We start from the raw sequence: 16204 nt of genomic DNA, 5'->3' as shown, positions 1-16204 counted from the left end.
ACCAACTCAACACTCGGGTTCGGCTTACCGAAATGTCGCAGTCGCTTGGCCGTGCCGCCACGCTGGACGACATCACCGACACCGAACTGGACCGCCTGGCGGACATGGGCTGCGACTGGCTCTGGTTGTTGAGTGTTTGGCAGACCGGGCTTGCCGCACAGCGCGTCTCGCGCGGCAACGTGGCGTGGCGGCACGAGTTCGAGCAAACGCTGCCCGACCTGTGCGAGGAGGATATCGCCGGTTCCGGCTTTGCGATCAAGAGCTACACCGTGCACAACGGTCTCGGCGGTAACGAAGCGCTGGCCCGCCTGCGCGTGCGCGCGCGACAGCGCGGGCTGCGCCTGATGCTCGATTTCGTGCCGAACCACATGGCCCCCGATCACGCGTGGATCGACGAGCAGCCGGACTATTTCGTCCATGGCAGCGAAGAGGACCTGGCGCGTTCACCCCGCAACTATTGCCGCATGAACACGAAGAACGGACCGCTGCTCCTCGCCTACGGCAGAGACCCCTACTTCGATGGCTGGCCCGACACGCTGCAGCTTGACTACGGCAACCCGCAACTGCAGCAAGCGATGATCGCCGAACTGACACGCATCGCCGGCCAGTGCGACGGCGTGCGCTGCGACATGGCCATGCTCGTCTTGCCCGAGGTGTTCGAGCGCACCTGGGGCATCCGAGCCGACTTGTTCTGGCCGAAGGCGATTGGGGCGGTGCGGCGCCAGCATCCCGGCTTCCTGTTCATGGCCGAGGTGTACTGGGATATGGAATGGACGCTTCAGCAGCAGGGCTTCGACTATACCTATGACAAGCGCTTGTACGACCGCCTGCGCGAACAGCGTGCCCGCCCGGTGCGCGAGCACTTCGGTGCGGACATGGCCTACCAGGACAAGCTGGCGCGCTTTCTGGAGAATCACGACGAGCCGCGCGCCGCATCAATCTTTGCACCCGAAGTCTATCCCGCGGCCGCCGTGCTGACATTCCTCTCGCCGGGCCTGCGCTTTTTCCATCAAGGGCAGTTCGCGGGCCGGCGCACACGCATTTCGCCGCATCTGGTCCGCGCCCCGGAGGAGCCGGTCGACGGAGCGCTCGCGCAGTTCTATGCCCGGCTGCTTGCCGTGCTGCGCCAACCGGTGCTTCGGGAGGGCAATTGGTCCTTACTGGAATGCATTCCCACCTGGGCCGAAAACAAGTCCGCCGACAATTTCATTGCATTCCGCTGGGTCGGGACTTCTCACGAGTGGATGTTCGTCGCCGTAAACTACTCGCCGCAGCAAAGCCAGTGCTTCATGCAAACGCCCTTCCCGGAACTGGGGGACCGGACCATACGACTTGAGGACCGGCTCAGCTCGGCTGTCTATGACCGACAGGGCGCTGACCTGCGCGCCCGTGGTCTCTTTCTGGACCTGCCTCCCTGGGGCTATCATGTTTTTGCTATAAAAGGAATTGATTAACAGGTTCAGGTTCACCAGGCGCTCCGAGAAGGCTAAGCCGGGTAGGCAGCGGCTAGTTCAGCACCTAGCTGGCGCGTTCATTGAAGGAACGCCTCAGCCGCAGTCTGCCGTCAAGTCCATAGACAACCAGTTCGGCTCGCTCGAGCTCAGCGATACCTATCCCCGCTTCTATAGCTTCATTCAGCGAAACGCAGAACTCGTACACGTCGGGCCTATCCTCGGCGCGGACGCACCAGCCAAGATGGGCTGGCATCACACAAATATTCATCGATGACATGGTTACCCCCTCAAAGACCGCTTATCGCGCGAGAAGGGAAAGACTTCATGGCGATCGCGGCTTTTGGTCCAATTCATCGTTGGTGAACCGAGACCGTTTCACACTCGGAAGCGCAACGGGTCCAGAAGGCAAGCTAATTTTCCATGCACGAAGTAAATTCTCAAAATTTATCTGAGCACGCGCTTGATGTAATGGAAGCGGCAACTTCACGGATAATTCGAGCGCTTTCTCTGTCAACTTGTAGCGAGTATGATTCCGGCGAACGATTTTCATGGTGGAACTGCGGCAAATCAGGCCCTCCTTAAGCAGATGATTCTTGGCCCTGGTGAACTCATCACCCGTCAACGCATTCATGGCTACTACCTGCGATCGGCTCAGTGCTTCTTCACCCCGCAAGGTAGCGAGCAGGATATTGCAGCATTCAATTGTCGCTCGCTTCGGTTTCATAGGTCTGAGAAGTTCAATCTGCGTCCTACACTTCCATAGCGTAGTCATCGGACATGAAGTCGAGTTGCTGTAGGTCAAAGAACGCCGTACTGGCCGTGCTGTATCCGCGCCCGCGCGGCGGCGATGTCGGCCAGTTACCCGTGGCAGGTTGCGGCGGACCATAACGCTGTGCCTTCGCGAAATCGGCAAGGAAAGGGAGCCAAACCCCGATTGAGAACTAGCTAGCCGGGGGCAAGGCGTGAAGAAAGCCGCATCTCTGCGCCGCTAGCGGAATCGTTGATGAAACACCTCATCAGCCGCTTGCCCAGAGGGCAACAGATGCGATGGTCGATTCAGCGGTGCGCACTCCCTGCTGCAAACACGAATGGATCTGCCTGGCGGTTAGGCTCGACCCCAACTTTACCTGGCGCCACTACATAGAATGGTTGCAGGGTGACTGAAAGGGGTTCGAGATGCCTACTATGGAGAACATTTCGATTTCCATCTCGAGTCGGCCGTCGTGGCGAGGCGAGCCGACGGAAATGTGCGAGCACAAGGGCATCGGCCATCCCGATAGCCTATGCGATGGGGCTGTCGAAGCTGCGGCCCGCGCCTTGTGCCGCGCCTACCTCGAAGCCTATGGAGCAGTCCAGCACTTCAATCTGGACAAGGCCCTACTCATTGGTGGCATAAGCGCGCCAAGGTTCGGCGGTGGCAAAGTGCTGCGCCTAACGCGGTTGATAGTTTCCGGCCCTGTTACCGAACTCCCGTCGGCCAAGGCCGAGCTAATTGTCGAGCAGGCCATTCGCGAGTACCTGGCAATGTCCTTGGGCGGTATTGGCAATGACATCGGCATCGAGCCCATCCTCCGCCCCTCAGCCCCGAACCTTCGGCGTGTGGCCAATGCAGCGTCTCTTCCGCTGTCCAATGACACATCCTTTGGCGTCGGCTATGCGCCACACTCATCACTTGAGAGAGCGGTGCTCCTGGTTGCCGACCTTCTGCGCTCACGTTCCGACAGGGGAATGTTTGAGGCGGCTGGCCTCGATTACAAGGTGATGGGGAGTCGGCTGGGTGAGCATCACCGTCTCACGCTTGCCCTGGCGTTTGTCGACCGATACGTCCAGGACGTCGACGACTACTTCATCCTCAAGGGGCGAATTGGGTCGTATCTGGCCGAGCACATCGGCGCTGAATGTGAGATTGCAATCAATACCCTCGATCGCAGGGATGCCTGCGACGAAAGCGGGATTTACCTGACGGTCACGGGCTTAAGCGCTGAGCATGGTGATGACGGCCAGGTTGGCCGCGGTAACCGGGTCAATGGCCTGATTACTCCCTATCGGCCAATGTCGCTGGAGGCCGCAGCTGGCAAGAACCCGGCGTCACATGTGGGCAAACTATACAACGTGCTCGCCCATCGACTAGCCACTCGTATTCAGGCAAGCGTGGATGGCGCGGATGAAGTCACCGTCCGGCTCCTCTCCGGTATTGGACGCCCCATCAACCAGCCACAACTGGTTGCCATTGATATCGTGGCCGAGCGCGGCCTGTCGAGCGCTCAGGCGCAACAAGTTCGTGAACTGGTGTCGCAACAGCTGGCGGAGCTTCCTGCCTTGGTCAATGAGCTGGTCAATGGCTCGGTAGCGGTTTTCTAGGCCCGGAATATTGGGAAGCCGAGCAACCTCGGCGCCGGCATCAGCGGGCCGAGCGGCTTCCGCAGCCTTCAGTGCCTGCATATGTGGCGTTCGACATCCATTAGCAGAACTGCTACCCCCGCTCGCCCCACCACCAATGAATGCTTGATCCAAATCAAGAAGCAAGTCGACTGGTCGCCCAGAATGAAAATGTAATTTATGCGCGTTAGGTTCTCCTAGTCGCCCCGAGGAGAGGATGGAATGCTGGGGGCATTACGGCGTCACCGGCGCCGAGGCAGCTCCAACTGCCACCGCGGGTCCAGCCGCCCGCCAGCAGATCGTGCGCGAACCAGTCTGTGGCATGGAGATTTCGCCTCACAAGGCCGCTGCCAGCACGGAAGTCGACCAGAAGCGATATTGGTTCTGCTCCCCACGCTGTGAGCAGGCTTTCCTTGCCAACCCGGCGAAATATATTCTTCACGCCGTTGGTAGGCCTAGCTCGGCTGATTCCTCTAGCAGTCCTGGCCGCCCACCGGGCGTCGCTCCTATCCCCGCGGCGACGCCTCTTCATGCACGGTGGTCATAGACACGGACACGGACCGGATGGCTCCACAAAGGACACGAAACCCGAAGGAGAGCAATGATGCAACCCGAAACACAATCCAGCTACGGCCTCTGGTCTCTGGTCATTATCAACTCCGCTGTCTTCATCATCTTCGCCTTCAGCTTTACCAGGCCGAAGACCCAGCGCGACTGGCGCTCGTTTGGCGCGTTCTCAGCATTCGTTGTGGCGCTCTTTACGGAGATGTATGGAATTCCGCTGACCATCTATCTCCTGCTGCCGTGGCTTGCGGCGAGGTTCCCGGGAATCGACTTTCTCTCTCATGATGCCGGTCATCTTCCCGAGATGATTTTCGGCTGGAGCGGCAACCCGCACCTGGGGCCATTTCACATCGCTAGCGACATCTTGATTTTTGGCGGATTCATCATGCTGTCTTCCGCTTGGCGCATTCTGTACCTGGCCCAGCAGCAGCACCGCCTGGCGACCACAGGCCTCTATGCGCGCATGAGGCATCCCCAGTATGTCGCTTTCGTCCTGATTATGTTCGGCTTTCTCCTGCAATGGCCGACGATAGTCACCCTGGTGATGTTCCCCATCCTGGTCTGGATGTATGTTCGACTGGCTAAGTCAGAGGAGCAGGACGCATTGGCCGAGTTCGGGCAGGCTTATGAGGAATATCGTCAAAAAACACCAGCGTTCATTCCACACATGTCAGGCCGAGATGTTCCTCAGGCGCGTCGTCCTCATTGAATTCAACCGTAATTTTCCTTGCACCCGGAGGCTGTCATGAAGCCCTTCACGACTGGTGTGACGCTATCCGCCACGGTCGTGCTGTTCTACGTTCTATGCACGCTCGTTTGGATGGTTCTTCCTGAGCCCTTCATGAATTTCATGAATGCGCTCTTTCACGGCCTCGATTTCCGGCGCCTTCGGACCGGCGAACCGGTTTCCTGGTGGTCCATCATCTATCCAGCCTTTGTGTTTGCAGTGTGGTTCTTTGCTGCCGGCGCTTTCTTTGCATGGTTACACAACAGCCTTCAAGGAGAGACCTGACAGCTCTTTCCGAGCTCGTTTCACGTCCGGGCCGGCGGCCAGCTGCGAAGTAGGGGGTGCCGTCGAGTTTTCTTGGTCCGGAAAATTCAAAGCACCATTGGAGGGCGCAACTCTCATCCGCCACGAATCGGTCAGGTCGGTCACTAAGCTGGCTCAGAGGACGTTAAGCGGGATTTTCAGATAGCGAACGCCATTCGCATCGGGCGGCGGCAACTTCCCGGCTCGGATATTGACTTGCACCGACGGCAGAAGCAGCGTCGGCATCGCCAGCGTCGCATCGCGCGCCTGGCGCATGGCCACGAACTGTTCCTCGTTCACGCCGTCATGCACCTGGATGTTGCCTTCACGCTGAGCGTGCACCGTCGTCTCCCATGCGGGCCCCCGCCCCTCGGGCGGATAGTCGTGGCACATGAACAGCCGTGTGTTGCCCGGCAGGTCCAGCAGCTTGCGGATGGAGCGATACAAGTCGTGCGCGTCGCCGCCCGGGAAATCGCAGCGAGCCGTGCCGACGTCCGGCATGAACAGCGTATCGCCGACAAAGACCGCGTCCCCAATCTGGTAAGCCATGTCGGCGGGTGTATGCCCTGGCACGTGAATCGCCCTGCCGGTGAGGCCGCCGATGGCAAACGTCGCACCGTCGTGAAACAGGTGGTCGAACTGCGATCCGTCGAGCTGGAACTCAGGCTCCAGGTTGAAGAGCTTCTTGAAGACCCCCTGTACGTTGCGGATGTTTTGGCCTATTGCTATCTGGCCACCTAGGTGTTTCTTCAAATAGGGCGCGGCAGACAAATGGTCGGCATGCGCGTGCGTCTCGAGAATCCACTCGACTCGCAGCTCATTCGCGCGCACAAACGCAACGACCTTATCGGCACTTGCCGTCGACGTCCGCCCCGCCTTCGGGTCGTAGTCCAGCACCGAGTCGATGATGGCGCACTCGGGGTGCCCCTCCTGAAAGACCACGTACGTCACAGTCCAGGTCGCCGGGTCGAAGAACGGCTGGATAGTCGGGTGCATGCTCGCCTCCTTAAATGCAGTACACTCTATTCACATACATTATATTCTTCAATATACTATACATAGGCAAAGTGTGGACAACCTATGGATCAGCTTCACTCCGTCATAGACCTCGCCACCATGCAAGCTGCTGCGGCGAACGCCTGTTCCCTGCTCAAGGTACTAGCCAATCCCGACCGCCTGATGCTGATGTGCCGCCTGTCCCAAGGCGAGCTATCTGTCGGTGAACTGGAGGAGCAGCTCGGCATCAGGCAGCCGACGCTGTCTCAACAGCTCGGCGTGTTGCGCGAGAACAACCTGGTGGCGACGCGCCGTGACGGCAAGAACATCTTCTATTCGGTGGCGAGCACCCAGGCGCTTGCCGTCATGGCGGTCCTTTATGAACAGTTCTGTGCCAACCCCAATCAGGAGGCGACATGCTGATTGACCTCGCTAATTTCACGCCCGGCCCGTCACTGGTCGGCGGGCTCATCATCGGTGTGGCAGCCGCCGTGCTGCTGCTGTTCAACGGTCGCATTGCCGGCATCAGCGGCATCTTTGGCGGCCTGCTCAGCCTGCCTCGAAAGGACATGGCCTGGCGCCTGGCCTTCCTTGCCGGCCTGGCTGGCGCTCCTGTCATTGCGAGCCTGCTCGGCAAGCCGGCCGTTGCGGATATCCAGGCAAGCTGGGGCGAAATCCTGGTCGCCGGCTTCATGGTAGGCCTTGGCACTCGCTACGCCAGCGGCTGCACCAGCGGTCATGGCGTGTGCGGCATCTCGCGCGGTTCCATCCGCTCGCTGGTCGCCACCCTGACCTTCATGATGGCGGGATTTCTGACCGTCTTCGTGCAACGGCACTTGATTGGAGGCTGATATGACCGCCATTACTGCACTCCTGGCAGGCCTGCTATTCGGCATTGGCCTGATGATCTCCGGCATGGCCAACCCGGCCAAGGTGCTGGATTTTCTTGACCTTGCAGGAACGTGGGACCCCTCCCTCGCTTTTGTGATGATCGGTGCCATCGCCATTGGCTCGCTCGCCGTCCTCATCGCCAAGCACCGCAATCGCTCCTTCCTTGGGCTGCCTGTGCAACTGCCGGCCAGCACGACCCTGACGCTTCGGCTGGTACTGGGAAGCGCCGCCTTCGGTGTCGGCTGGGGTCTGGCCGGCTTCTGTCCTGGCCCCGCGCTAGTGGCCCTAGGCGCGGGCTATCCGAAGGCCGTCGGCTTTGTGGCGGCCATGGCGGCTGGCATGGCCGTCTTCGAACTCGTCGAGCGGACGAAATCGAGCATGCAGCGCGTCTAAGCACAGCACGCGTGGTGAATTCATTGGCAGCAGCATGGCTGCTGGCACATCCGGGCACCGCTGCAGATGGCATCAGAAAAAGGTCTGCGCCGATTGCTCCGGCGCGCAGACCGGCACATCGAAGGGACTGAACATCCCGTGCACCAAACGCTTCGTTGATTCCAATCAAATCAAATCCATGACTGCCGCATAGCTTAGAGAAGGAATTGTCATGTTTTCATAGGAGGATTTTCATCATGTCCAATATTCATCGCCTCTCTACCCTGATCACTGCGGCCATTGCGCTCGCTTGGGCGACAACAGCTTTCCCGGCGTCGCCGGCTACCGGCACGGAGCATGAGCATCCCGAAAATCGGCAAGATAAGCCTCCGGTCGTAGCCCCAGGAGTGTCCAGTGACGCAAGGCTGGATGCCCAGGTTGCCCACCTGCGTGCCATCAGGGAGCGGCTTTCGCGGGCCAAAACGCCGGAAGAGCGCCAGGCCCTCTTGGTTGAACGCCATCAGGTCATGCAGGATGCAATGGCCATCATGCAACAGGACATGATGAAAATGGGCGGCCCTGGTCGTATGGCTGCCGGCAAAGGAGCCGCCAAGGGAAACGCCCCATCAAATCAAATGCAGATGTGCCGGGATATGGCAGGTAGTCACATGGCGCTCATGCAGGAAATGATGCAGACGATGGCCAGCGACCAGGGCATGGGTCCGGGCATGGGTCCGGGCATGGGTCCGGGCATGGGTCCGGGCATGGGTCCGGGCATGGGTCCGGGCATGGGTCCGGGGAGGGGTCCGGGGAGGGGAATGGGTGGAATGATGTCGCCAGGCGGCTAATGAGTCTAGCCGTAAGGGGGGGGCAACCTGGCCGCCGTCACTGACTTGTTCAGCCGCCAGGTTGCAGGCTTTCCTTGGGCTCGCCGCGCTTGCCGAATTTGTCCCACTTCTCGCGGGTCCACATTACATGCGCCCAGCACGCAAAGTGGCTCGCGCTGCGGCTTGGCGCGTAGGTCGGGTGCAAGTACATGCCACGCTGAGCTTCATAGCTCAGTGGTCCTGAACCGATAGCGGCTTGCCCGTTGAAATCGAGCTCCCTCGTGTCCTGAAGGCAAAATCACCGCCGAAGTCAGCACCGGTCGGCAAAAGCCCAGCGCAGGGTGGCTGCTCCTCCTCTGCACAACGGCTGGGGATCTTGGGCTATTCCGCCGCGCGCATGTCAGATTCCGCTGACAGCGCGGTGCGCACGACGTACAAGCGCCCTCCTGATACACGCACAAGGCGCATGGCACCAAGCCGACACGTTTTTCGGATCCGGCTGATTTCGGCATCGCCGGGCGGCAACGATACTGCAGGCATACACGAAGGCAGACGGTTGCCGGAAATCGGCAGCAAGACAGGTCAGCGCGTCAGTGTTGCTTGCCGGCAGGAGCGAGAATCCGGGCCCAACGCGGCAGGAGCGACCAGCGCAACAAGGGCGACAAGGAGAAAGGCGATGAGCGACGATCTCCCCATCGGACATGCACCGCGCATTACGGCAATCGCGGCGGACATTCCACTTGGCGCACACCTGAAGACGGACCGCCGTGGCTATGTCCATCACGGCATCTATGTCGGCAACGGCGAGGTGGTGCACTATGTCGGATTCAAAAGCTTCCTGCGTTGCGGCCCGGTGGAAAAGACGTCCCTCGCCGGCTTTGCCGACGGCCGCGGCTTTCGCGTCGAGCCGGCCACGCAAGCCAGGTACATCGAGGCGGAGATCGTACGGCGGCGCGCGACTGCGCGGCTCGGGGAGGACGATTACCGCATTCTCACCAACAACTGCGAGCACTTCTGCAGGTGGTGCCTGTCTGGCGAGAGCCGCAGCGAGCAGGTGGAGGCGCTGCTGAGTCACCCGTGGCGCGCGCTGCAGGCTATCGTGGGCGTACTTTGTAGCGCGGCAGGTATCCTGGGTCAGGATCTGGCCGCACGCGTGACAGCCTAGGGCGCAGCGGGGCGAACGGGTAGTCACGGTTTGCATTGCCGCGGCTGCAATGAGAAGCAAGGCACAACAGCGCAAGGGAGCAGGCGGCAAGGGACATGGAGAGTCAATGGGACGACGCGGCATTGACGGCCGCCTTGCAGAAGCCGGACGCCTATCCCCATCTGGCGCCGGCAGTGCAGGTCATCGAGACGCATATCTCGCGTGTCTTTCTGGCCGGGGACTTTGCCTACAAGATACGCAAGCCGGTGCGGTTCGACTTTGTCGACTTCTCCACCGCGCAGGCACGCCGCGACGACTGTGAAACCGAGTTGCGCCTGAATCGCCGGTTCGCACCCGACCTTTACCTGGATGTGGTGCCAATCGTGCCGGCCCCCGCGCCCGGCTCGGTGCGCATCGGCGGCAGCGGCATTCCGATCGAACATGCGCTCCGGATGCGGCGCTTCGACCAACAGGACCTGCTGAGCGCAAGAATCGCTGCAAACCGGCTGGAGCCGACCCATATCGATGCGCTGGCGCGCAGCATTGCTGCCTTTCACCGGGCGCAGCCCCCGGCAGCCTATTCCGATGGCTTTGGCACGCCGGCCCGCATCGACGCGACACTCGCGGAGTGCCTGCGCGGCATCGGACGAATCGTGCAGGCTACGCATCTGGCCAGCCGCGTGGCCCAGCGGGCGCGCAGCGAGGCCATCCGGCTAGCCGGCGCGTTCCGGGCACGCCTGTGCCACGGCCATGTGCGCGAGTGCCATGGCGACCTGCATCTGGGCAACATCGTCCTGATGAACGGCGTGCCGACGCCATTCGACTGCCTGGAGTTCGACGCCGCGCTGCGCTGGACCGACACCATCAGCGATCTGGCCTTCCCTGTCATGGACCTGCTGCACCACGGCCGACCGGCGCTGGCTTACCGGCTGCTCAACGGCTACCTGGAACAATCGGAAGACTACGGCGCGCTGGCCGTGTTGCCCTTCTATCTCGCCATGCGGGCCCTGGTGCGCGCCCGCGTGCTGCTGGAGCACGCCCGCCAGCAGCACGCGGCAGGCGCGTCCATGGCACCGGCTCAGTCCGAGGCAGGCAGGCTGCTGGCGCTGGCATGGCAGTGCCTCAACCGCCGTCGCGGGTCGATGGTGCTGATGCATGGCCTGTCCGGCAGCGGCAAGTCCACGGTGGCAGGGCAGATGAGCGAGGCCGCAGCGATGGTACGCGTGCGCTCCGACGCCATACGCAAGGGCTTGCACCGCGGCGTTGCGCCGGCGAGTGGTTGGTATGCCTCCAGCGAAACGGCGCGGACCTACCGACGCCTGCTCGCCGTCTGCCGGCTCGGCTGCCGTGCCGGTTTCCCGATGATTGCCGACGCCACCTTTCTGGTCCGCGCCGAGCGCGAGCGCTTTGCGGCCCAGGCCCTCCGCCTTGGTGTCCCCTTCGCCATCGTCACCTGCGAAGCCACCCCTGAGACGCTGCGCGCCCGCATCGCCGCCCGTGCCCGGGCAGGCGGGGACCCGTCGGATGCCGACGACCGCGTGCTGGCGTGGCAGATGCGTGTCCAGGAGCCGTTGACCGAAGGCGAGCTTGCCTGCGTCGCCTCGCCGGGCAGCCTTGTAAGCCTCGCCGCAACCGGGCTGAGGCGGTGATCGACGCCAACGTCGCGTTGTGCGCCGGCCTCGCCTTTACCGCCGCGACTCAATCCGCTATGGCCTGGCGCTGAAACGCGCGGGCCGCGGGGCGCTCAGTTGCACCCGGCGGCCTGCCGCCGGCATCTGTCAACGGTCTGCATAAAGCTGCTCGTGCCGGCGCTGACATGCCGTACAGCGCTTCGCGGTCGGATATGCTTGCAGGCGCGAGAACGGGATCGGCTGCTGGCAATCGATGCAGGTGCCATATTGGCCGTGCTGCATCCGCGTCCGCGCGGCGGAGATGTCGGCCAACTGCATGCGGTAATGGTCCAGCATCGCATCGTCCTGCCGCTGGTTGATTTCGTCGTCGGCAAGGTCCCCCTCGTCCCGCGCCTCTCGCTGTGCCATTGGCGTCATCGGCGTGTCGGCGGAGCCGACAGCCGCTCGGATGCTCGCTTCTTCCGCATCAAGCTGCGCCACCAGTGAAGCGGATTGCTGTGCTGTAAGATTGGTCATGAGGGACTTCCTTTCCCCGCTGGCGCTTGGAGTACTTCCGGATGCCGGCTGCCAGGCATTCTGCAGCGGGAATGCGATTGGATGGGGTGTAACGGTGTCGCGCGTGACGATGTCCGCTGCTGCCGCTTGCAGGTCAGCGCAGGCGGTGTCCGAGAACAATGCGTGGACGCCGACGCAGGTCGCAGCAGTCTGATGTAGGACTCGCCTTCAGGAAGATGCCGGATCTCGGCCTCGCCCCGCTGGCCGGGCAGGCAGGCTGCGATCGCCGCAGGCTGTTTGCCCGGCATGGCGAATACGGTGGTGTCCATGCAGGCATCCTTGCGCGCCCGCCGCTATTGGCGCGTGACGGCCAGCGCGACCAGTGCACCGGCCACGGCTGCGACCGCGGCGACGGAGCCGATGCTCTCCCAAGGATGCGCGTGAACATAGCAATCCGTGGTGTCGGCCCATCGCGAGACACGCGTCCGTGCCGCCTCGCGTTGCTCGGCCAGACGCCCCTGGAGCGCGTGCAGGCGTGCGCCCAGCTGCGCACGTGCCGCGGCGGTCTCCTCGCTGGCTTCGTCGGCAACATCCCTCAACAATGCCTGTACATCGGCCAGCAGCGTATTGGCATCACGGGCCAGTACCTCCTTGTGCAGCAAGAGCGCGGCGCGAGTATCGTTCATGTCATTCTCCTTTTCACTGAGTCATCGCCGTGCATCACACGGCACCATGCTTAGCCGGCGTGGCCGTGCGGCGCGGGCTGCGTTGCCGCTGCAAAATGCTGGCAGAACCATTTGCCCGCTAGCTTGCCGACCTGTTCCAGCGCGCCTGGCCCCTCGAACAGATGAGTGGCGCCGGGAATCACCTCCAGCCGCTTCTCGCAGGGCATCCAGGCGGTGGCGCGCGCGTTGAGTTTGAGTACCTCAGGATCCGCTTCCCCCACGATCATCAGCGTCGGCGCACGCAACTGGCATAGTGCCTCATGGCCGGCCAGGTCGACGCGGCCGCCGCGCGATACCACCGCGTCGATCCGCATATGCGGCGGTGAGTCCACGGCGGCACGGATGGCCGCGGCAGCTCCCGTGCTGGCGCCGAAATACCCGAGGCGCAGGTGGCGCTCGCGCGTCAGGTGCGCCACAGACACCGTGGCAGCCTTGAGCCGCTCGCCAAGCAGGGCGATGTCGAACCGCTTCGACATCCCGACGTCCTCGTCGGCCGTCAGCAGGTCAAACAGTAGCGTGCCCAGGCCCATCCCGTTCAGCATCGATGCGACTTCGCGATTGCGCGCACTGTGGCGCGAATTGCCGCTTCCATGTGCAAACAGGACCAGACCGGATGCAACTTCGGGCACGGCAAGGTCGCCCGGCAACGCGATATCGCCGATATGGATCCGCACCTGTTCGTTGGTAATGTGCCCCATGAACTCCCCTTCCCGATCTTGCCTGTGACCTCGCCGCCGTCACGCCCTGTGCCAGTGCACGTTCAGCTCGGTCTCGGCGTTGCCGTAATCGATCGTGAGTGTTCCGCGGTAGGCATGGTGGATGGCGTTGCCGATGTCCCGCGCCAGGTGCAGCCCGGTCGTGGTAACCACCGTGCCCTGTTCTCCCGAATCGATTGCCATCACGCGCTCCATCGGATGCTGTGCGCGCAGTTGGGCTTCGCGGTGTCGTATCAGTGCCAGAATCCCGGCCTGACCTTGATTGACTGCGCTCGGACTTTCATCTTGATGCCTCGTCGGTTATGGACAACGCACGCCGGTCACGCACGCCGGTCGCCGGCGCGCTGCGGCGCGTCTGCGGCGCCCCTCACCATTCCGGTAAAGCCCGACGCGCCCCCACAGTTAAAGCTATTCGCCTGTGCGGCTATCAACTTGGGCTGGATCAAACAATGGTCAGACATCTGCGAGGTTGCTGGCTACATGGTCCGCCGCAGCAAGCTGCATAGTTCCGGCAGCGGACGGGCATTGAGCACGTCGTCGGCCTGCGGCCAGCCCCGCCGCGCCTGGGCCAGCCCTAGGGACAAATTCTGGAAGTCGCGCACGCGATGCGCATCCGAGTTGATGCTCACCAGCACTCCGCTAGCCTTTGCCATCCGACAGCCGCTGTCCCTCCTGCAGGGGCTGCTTTCTTTCCTCCGGAGTCTGGACGACCGTGCGAGCAGTGGGTTGCGGCACATCAAGGATGCCGCCCGCCGCCTGCAGCGAGCTTCCGAAAAGACCGCCATCGTTGGTGACGGTGGCCGTTGATACGGATCAAAGGCCAACCCCGACCCGCCGCTATCTTGGAATGACGCACAACCCTCACAACGATCCGAACGATGGCATCGGACACCGGTATCCAGGAAGCTGATGTGAAGCATTACTTGCGCAAGTCGGCCGCGTATCTTTTCCACTCGCGACGCATCGCCGCCGTCGCACACCGCAGTACTCGCCGGCCGGCCAGCCAATCCGCCACCTGCGCCACCTCGGCGCAGCGAATCCCCGGCCGCCGACAGCCCACCGCCACCTGACTTCGGCCATGGAACGCAGCAAACGGAATTTCTCGCTCTGGTACCTGCTCGCGGCTGTCCTGACGACGCTGGCGCTCCAGTTCTACGTCGCCACGGAAACCGTTACCTCCCTGGCCTACAGTGACTTTAAGGCCTTGCTCAAGGCCGGCAAGGTGCGCAGCGCTACTGTTGGCGAGACGGCGATCAGCGGCAAGCTGGCGACAGCCGGGGTCGAGACCATCCTGCCAGCCGACCAGGTGGCCGCGGTACAGCGCGGCGGCAGCCCCGACCGGACCTTCACCACGGCCCGCATCAGCGATCCCGGGCTGCTGGCCGACCTGGACGCGGCCCATGTGCGCTATGCCGGGCAGCCCGATGCTCGATGGCTGGGCACGCTGCTGTCCTGGATCGTGCCTGCCCTCGCCTTCTTCGCGATCTGGAGCCTGCTGTTCCGGCGCATCGGGAATGCCGCTGGGGGGCTGATGGAGATCGGCAAGAGCAAGGCCCGGGTCTATCTTCAGCAGGAGACCGGAGTGAGCTTCGCCGACGTGGCCGGCATCGACGAAGCCAAGGTCGAGTTGATGGAAGTGGTGGACTTTCTCAAGAACCCCGGGCGGTACCGGCGCCTGGGCGGCAAGATTCCCAAGGGGGTACTGCTGCTGGGCGCCCCGGGCACCGGCAAGACCCTGCTGGCACGGGCGGTTGCCGGCGAGGCCGGGGTGCCGTTCTTCAGCATGAGCGGCGCCGAGTTCGTGGAAATGTTCGTCGGCGTCGGCGCGGCACGCGTGCGCGACCTGTTCGCGCAGGCCGAGCAGAAGGCGCCGTGCATCATCTTCATCGACGAACTGGACGCGTTGGGCAAGACCCGCACCCTCAATGTGGCCGGCGGCCAGGATGAGCGCGAACAGACGCTCAACCAGTTGCTGGTGCAGATGGACGGCTTCGACACCAACAAGGGCGTGATCATCATGGCCGCCACCAACCGGCCGGAAATCCTCGACGCCGCGCTGCTGCGGCCCGGGCGCTTTGATCGCCATATCGTGCTGGACCGCCCTGACCTGAAAGGGCGCGAGCAGATCCTTGGTGTGCATGTGCGTCATGTCAAGCTGGCTCCGGAAGTCAATCTCCGGGAACTGGCCGCGCGCACGCCTGGCTTTGCCGGCGCCGACCTCGCCAACCTGGTCAACGAGGCGGCACTGCTGGCCGCCCGCAACGACAAGCCGGCGGTCGACAACGCAGACTTCAACCTGGCGCTCGACCGCATTGTCGGCGGGCTGGAAAAACGCAACCGGGTCATGATCCCGCTGGAAAAACAGACCATTGCCTACCACGAGGCCGGGCATGCACTGGTGGCCGAATGCCGCCGGCATGCGGACCGGGTTTCGCGCATCTCCATCATTCCGCGCGGCGTTGCGGCGCTCGGCTACACGCAGCAGACCCCGACCGAAGACCGCTACCTGCTACGCCGCAGCGAATTGCTGGACCGGCTGGATGTGCTGCTTGGCGGGCGCGCGGCGGAACAGATGGTCTTCGACGACGTTTCCACCGGCGCGCAGAACGACCTGGAACGGGCCACCGACATGGCGCGGCAGATGATCACGCAGTTCGGCATGAGCGAATCGCTCGGCCTGCCGTGTTACGAGCGCGCCGGCAGCCCGTTGCTGCCCTCCGCGGCCGCGCTGTCGCGGCCGGAACGCGAGTACAGCGAGCGCACCGCGCAGGCCATCGACGAAGAGATCCGGCTCACGCTGGACCAGTCCGCCGAGCGGGCACGCCAGACCTTGCTCGGGCAGCGTGCGCGCCTCGACCGGCTGGCGCAGCTGCTGCTTGAAAATGAAGTGGTCGAGCGGCATGCGCTCGATGCCCTGATGCGGGCTGAAGGTGCGACGGCGCCACACGATGAACCCGTCATGCAGTAGCCACCCGAGGAG

At 62.8% G+C, this 16204-nt stretch carries 19 protein-coding genes; 12 read left to right on the top strand and 7 right to left on the bottom strand.

The window, feature by feature from the left end:
* The first annotated feature begins 32 nt into the window (after nucleotides 1–32).
* Entirely contained in the window at nucleotides 33–1454 is a 1422-nt protein-coding gene (locus IPF36_RS20345) for an alpha-amylase family glycosyl hydrolase (RefSeq protein ID WP_195429816.1), read from the top strand.
* 64 nt (nucleotides 1455–1518) lie between these two features.
* Here the strand turns inward: IPF36_RS20345 and IPF36_RS35115 are convergent, their stop codons facing one another.
* Nucleotides 1519–1707 carry a DUF2188 domain-containing protein gene (locus IPF36_RS35115; RefSeq protein WP_368671177.1) on the bottom strand — a complete coding sequence of 63 codons (189 nt, stop codon included), beginning with the start codon at nucleotides 1705–1707 and terminating at the stop codon, nucleotides 1519–1521.
* Nucleotides 1708–2630: 923 nt separating this feature from the next.
* On the opposite strand from IPF36_RS35115, the gene IPF36_RS20335 reads away from it, so the two are divergent.
* The 4 genes from IPF36_RS20335 to IPF36_RS20320 all read left to right on the top strand — a co-directional run bounded on the left by IPF36_RS20335 (nucleotide 2631) and on the right by IPF36_RS20320 (nucleotide 5409).
* On the top strand, nucleotides 2631–3815 hold the full coding sequence (locus IPF36_RS20335) for a methionine adenosyltransferase (RefSeq protein ID WP_195429814.1): 1185 nt from the start codon (nucleotides 2631–2633) through the stop codon (nucleotides 3813–3815).
* Between the two features lie 235 nt (nucleotides 3816–4050).
* Nucleotides 4051–4380 (top strand): YHS domain-containing protein, encoded by a 330-nt coding sequence (locus IPF36_RS20330; protein ID WP_195429812.1) that lies wholly within the window; start codon nucleotides 4051–4053, stop codon nucleotides 4378–4380.
* Between the two features lie 57 nt (nucleotides 4381–4437).
* On the top strand, nucleotides 4438–5106 hold the full coding sequence (locus tag IPF36_RS20325; protein ID WP_133092992.1) for an isoprenylcysteine carboxylmethyltransferase family protein: 669 nt from the start codon (nucleotides 4438–4440) through the stop codon (nucleotides 5104–5106).
* 36 nt (nucleotides 5107–5142) lie between these two features.
* The gene (locus IPF36_RS20320; RefSeq protein ID WP_133092779.1) at nucleotides 5143–5409 is read left to right on the top strand and encodes a DUF5676 family membrane protein; all 267 of its coding nucleotides are present in this window, start codon (nucleotides 5143–5145) and stop codon (nucleotides 5407–5409) included.
* 153 nt (nucleotides 5410–5562) lie between these two features.
* Here IPF36_RS20320 and IPF36_RS20315 read toward each other — a convergent pair whose 3' ends face one another.
* The gene (locus tag IPF36_RS20315; protein ID WP_195429811.1) at nucleotides 5563–6423 is read right to left on the bottom strand and encodes an MBL fold metallo-hydrolase; all 861 of its coding nucleotides are present in this window, start codon (nucleotides 6421–6423) and stop codon (nucleotides 5563–5565) included.
* Between the two features lie 84 nt (nucleotides 6424–6507).
* Here IPF36_RS20315 and IPF36_RS20310 point away from each other — a divergent pair, with 84 nt between their 5' ends.
* The 6 genes from IPF36_RS20310 to IPF36_RS20285 all read left to right on the top strand — a co-directional run bounded on the left by IPF36_RS20310 (nucleotide 6508) and on the right by IPF36_RS20285 (nucleotide 11306).
* Nucleotides 6508–6846 (top strand): metalloregulator ArsR/SmtB family transcription factor, encoded by a 339-nt coding sequence (locus IPF36_RS20310; protein WP_133092781.1) that lies wholly within the window; start codon nucleotides 6508–6510, stop codon nucleotides 6844–6846.
* A complete protein-coding gene (locus IPF36_RS20305; RefSeq protein WP_133092782.1) occupies nucleotides 6840–7274 on the top strand; it encodes a YeeE/YedE family protein in 435 nt (144 codons plus the stop codon). Before IPF36_RS20310 ends, IPF36_RS20305 begins: the two co-directional genes overlap by 7 nt.
* Nucleotide 7275: 1 nt before the next feature.
* A complete protein-coding gene (locus IPF36_RS20300) occupies nucleotides 7276–7707 on the top strand; it encodes a DUF6691 family protein (protein ID WP_133092783.1) in 432 nt (143 codons plus the stop codon).
* 236 nt (nucleotides 7708–7943) lie between these two features.
* Nucleotides 7944–8534, top strand: coding sequence for a hypothetical protein (locus IPF36_RS20295; RefSeq protein WP_195429809.1), 591 nt, complete (start codon nucleotides 7944–7946; stop codon nucleotides 8532–8534).
* 655 nt (nucleotides 8535–9189) lie between these two features.
* Nucleotides 9190–9678, top strand: coding sequence for a lecithin retinol acyltransferase family protein (locus tag IPF36_RS20290; protein WP_195429807.1), 489 nt, complete (start codon nucleotides 9190–9192; stop codon nucleotides 9676–9678).
* Between the two features lie 95 nt (nucleotides 9679–9773).
* A complete protein-coding gene (locus IPF36_RS20285) occupies nucleotides 9774–11306 on the top strand; it encodes a bifunctional aminoglycoside phosphotransferase/ATP-binding protein (RefSeq protein ID WP_195429805.1) in 1533 nt (510 codons plus the stop codon).
* 129 nt (nucleotides 11307–11435) lie between these two features.
* On the opposite strand, the gene IPF36_RS20280 is transcribed toward IPF36_RS20285, so the two are convergent.
* The 5 genes from IPF36_RS20280 to IPF36_RS20260 form a co-directional block, all read right to left on the bottom strand.
* The gene (locus IPF36_RS20280) at nucleotides 11436–11804 is read right to left on the bottom strand and encodes a TraR/DksA C4-type zinc finger protein (RefSeq protein WP_133092788.1); all 369 of its coding nucleotides are present in this window, start codon (nucleotides 11802–11804) and stop codon (nucleotides 11436–11438) included.
* Nucleotides 11805–12136: 332 nt separating this feature from the next.
* Nucleotides 12137–12469 (bottom strand): YqjD family protein, encoded by a 333-nt coding sequence (locus IPF36_RS20275; protein WP_195429803.1) that lies wholly within the window; start codon nucleotides 12467–12469, stop codon nucleotides 12137–12139.
* Between the two features lie 50 nt (nucleotides 12470–12519).
* Nucleotides 12520–13206, bottom strand: a complete 687-nt coding sequence (locus tag IPF36_RS20270; protein ID WP_133092790.1) for a dienelactone hydrolase family protein — start codon at nucleotides 13204–13206, stop codon at nucleotides 12520–12522.
* Nucleotides 13207–13245: 39 nt separating this feature from the next.
* On the bottom strand, nucleotides 13246–13407 hold the full coding sequence (locus IPF36_RS20265; protein WP_255519847.1) for a hypothetical protein: 162 nt from the start codon (nucleotides 13405–13407) through the stop codon (nucleotides 13246–13248).
* Nucleotides 13408–13700: 293 nt separating this feature from the next.
* Entirely contained in the window at nucleotides 13701–13853 is a 153-nt protein-coding gene (locus tag IPF36_RS20260; protein ID WP_165971417.1) for a hypothetical protein, read from the bottom strand.
* A gap of 449 nt (nucleotides 13854–14302) precedes the next feature.
* Between IPF36_RS20260 and ftsH the strand changes: the two genes are divergently transcribed.
* Entirely contained in the window at nucleotides 14303–16192 is a 1890-nt protein-coding gene (gene ftsH / locus IPF36_RS20255; protein WP_133092792.1) for an ATP-dependent zinc metalloprotease FtsH, read from the top strand.
* Nucleotides 16193–16204: the final 12 nt, after the last annotated feature.

The sequence above is a fragment of the Cupriavidus sp. IK-TO18 genome (assembly GCF_015549295.1).
Lineage (GTDB): Bacteria > Pseudomonadota > Gammaproteobacteria > Burkholderiales > Burkholderiaceae > Cupriavidus > Cupriavidus oxalaticus_A.
This window is presented reverse-complemented; position numbering and strand designations above follow the sequence as displayed.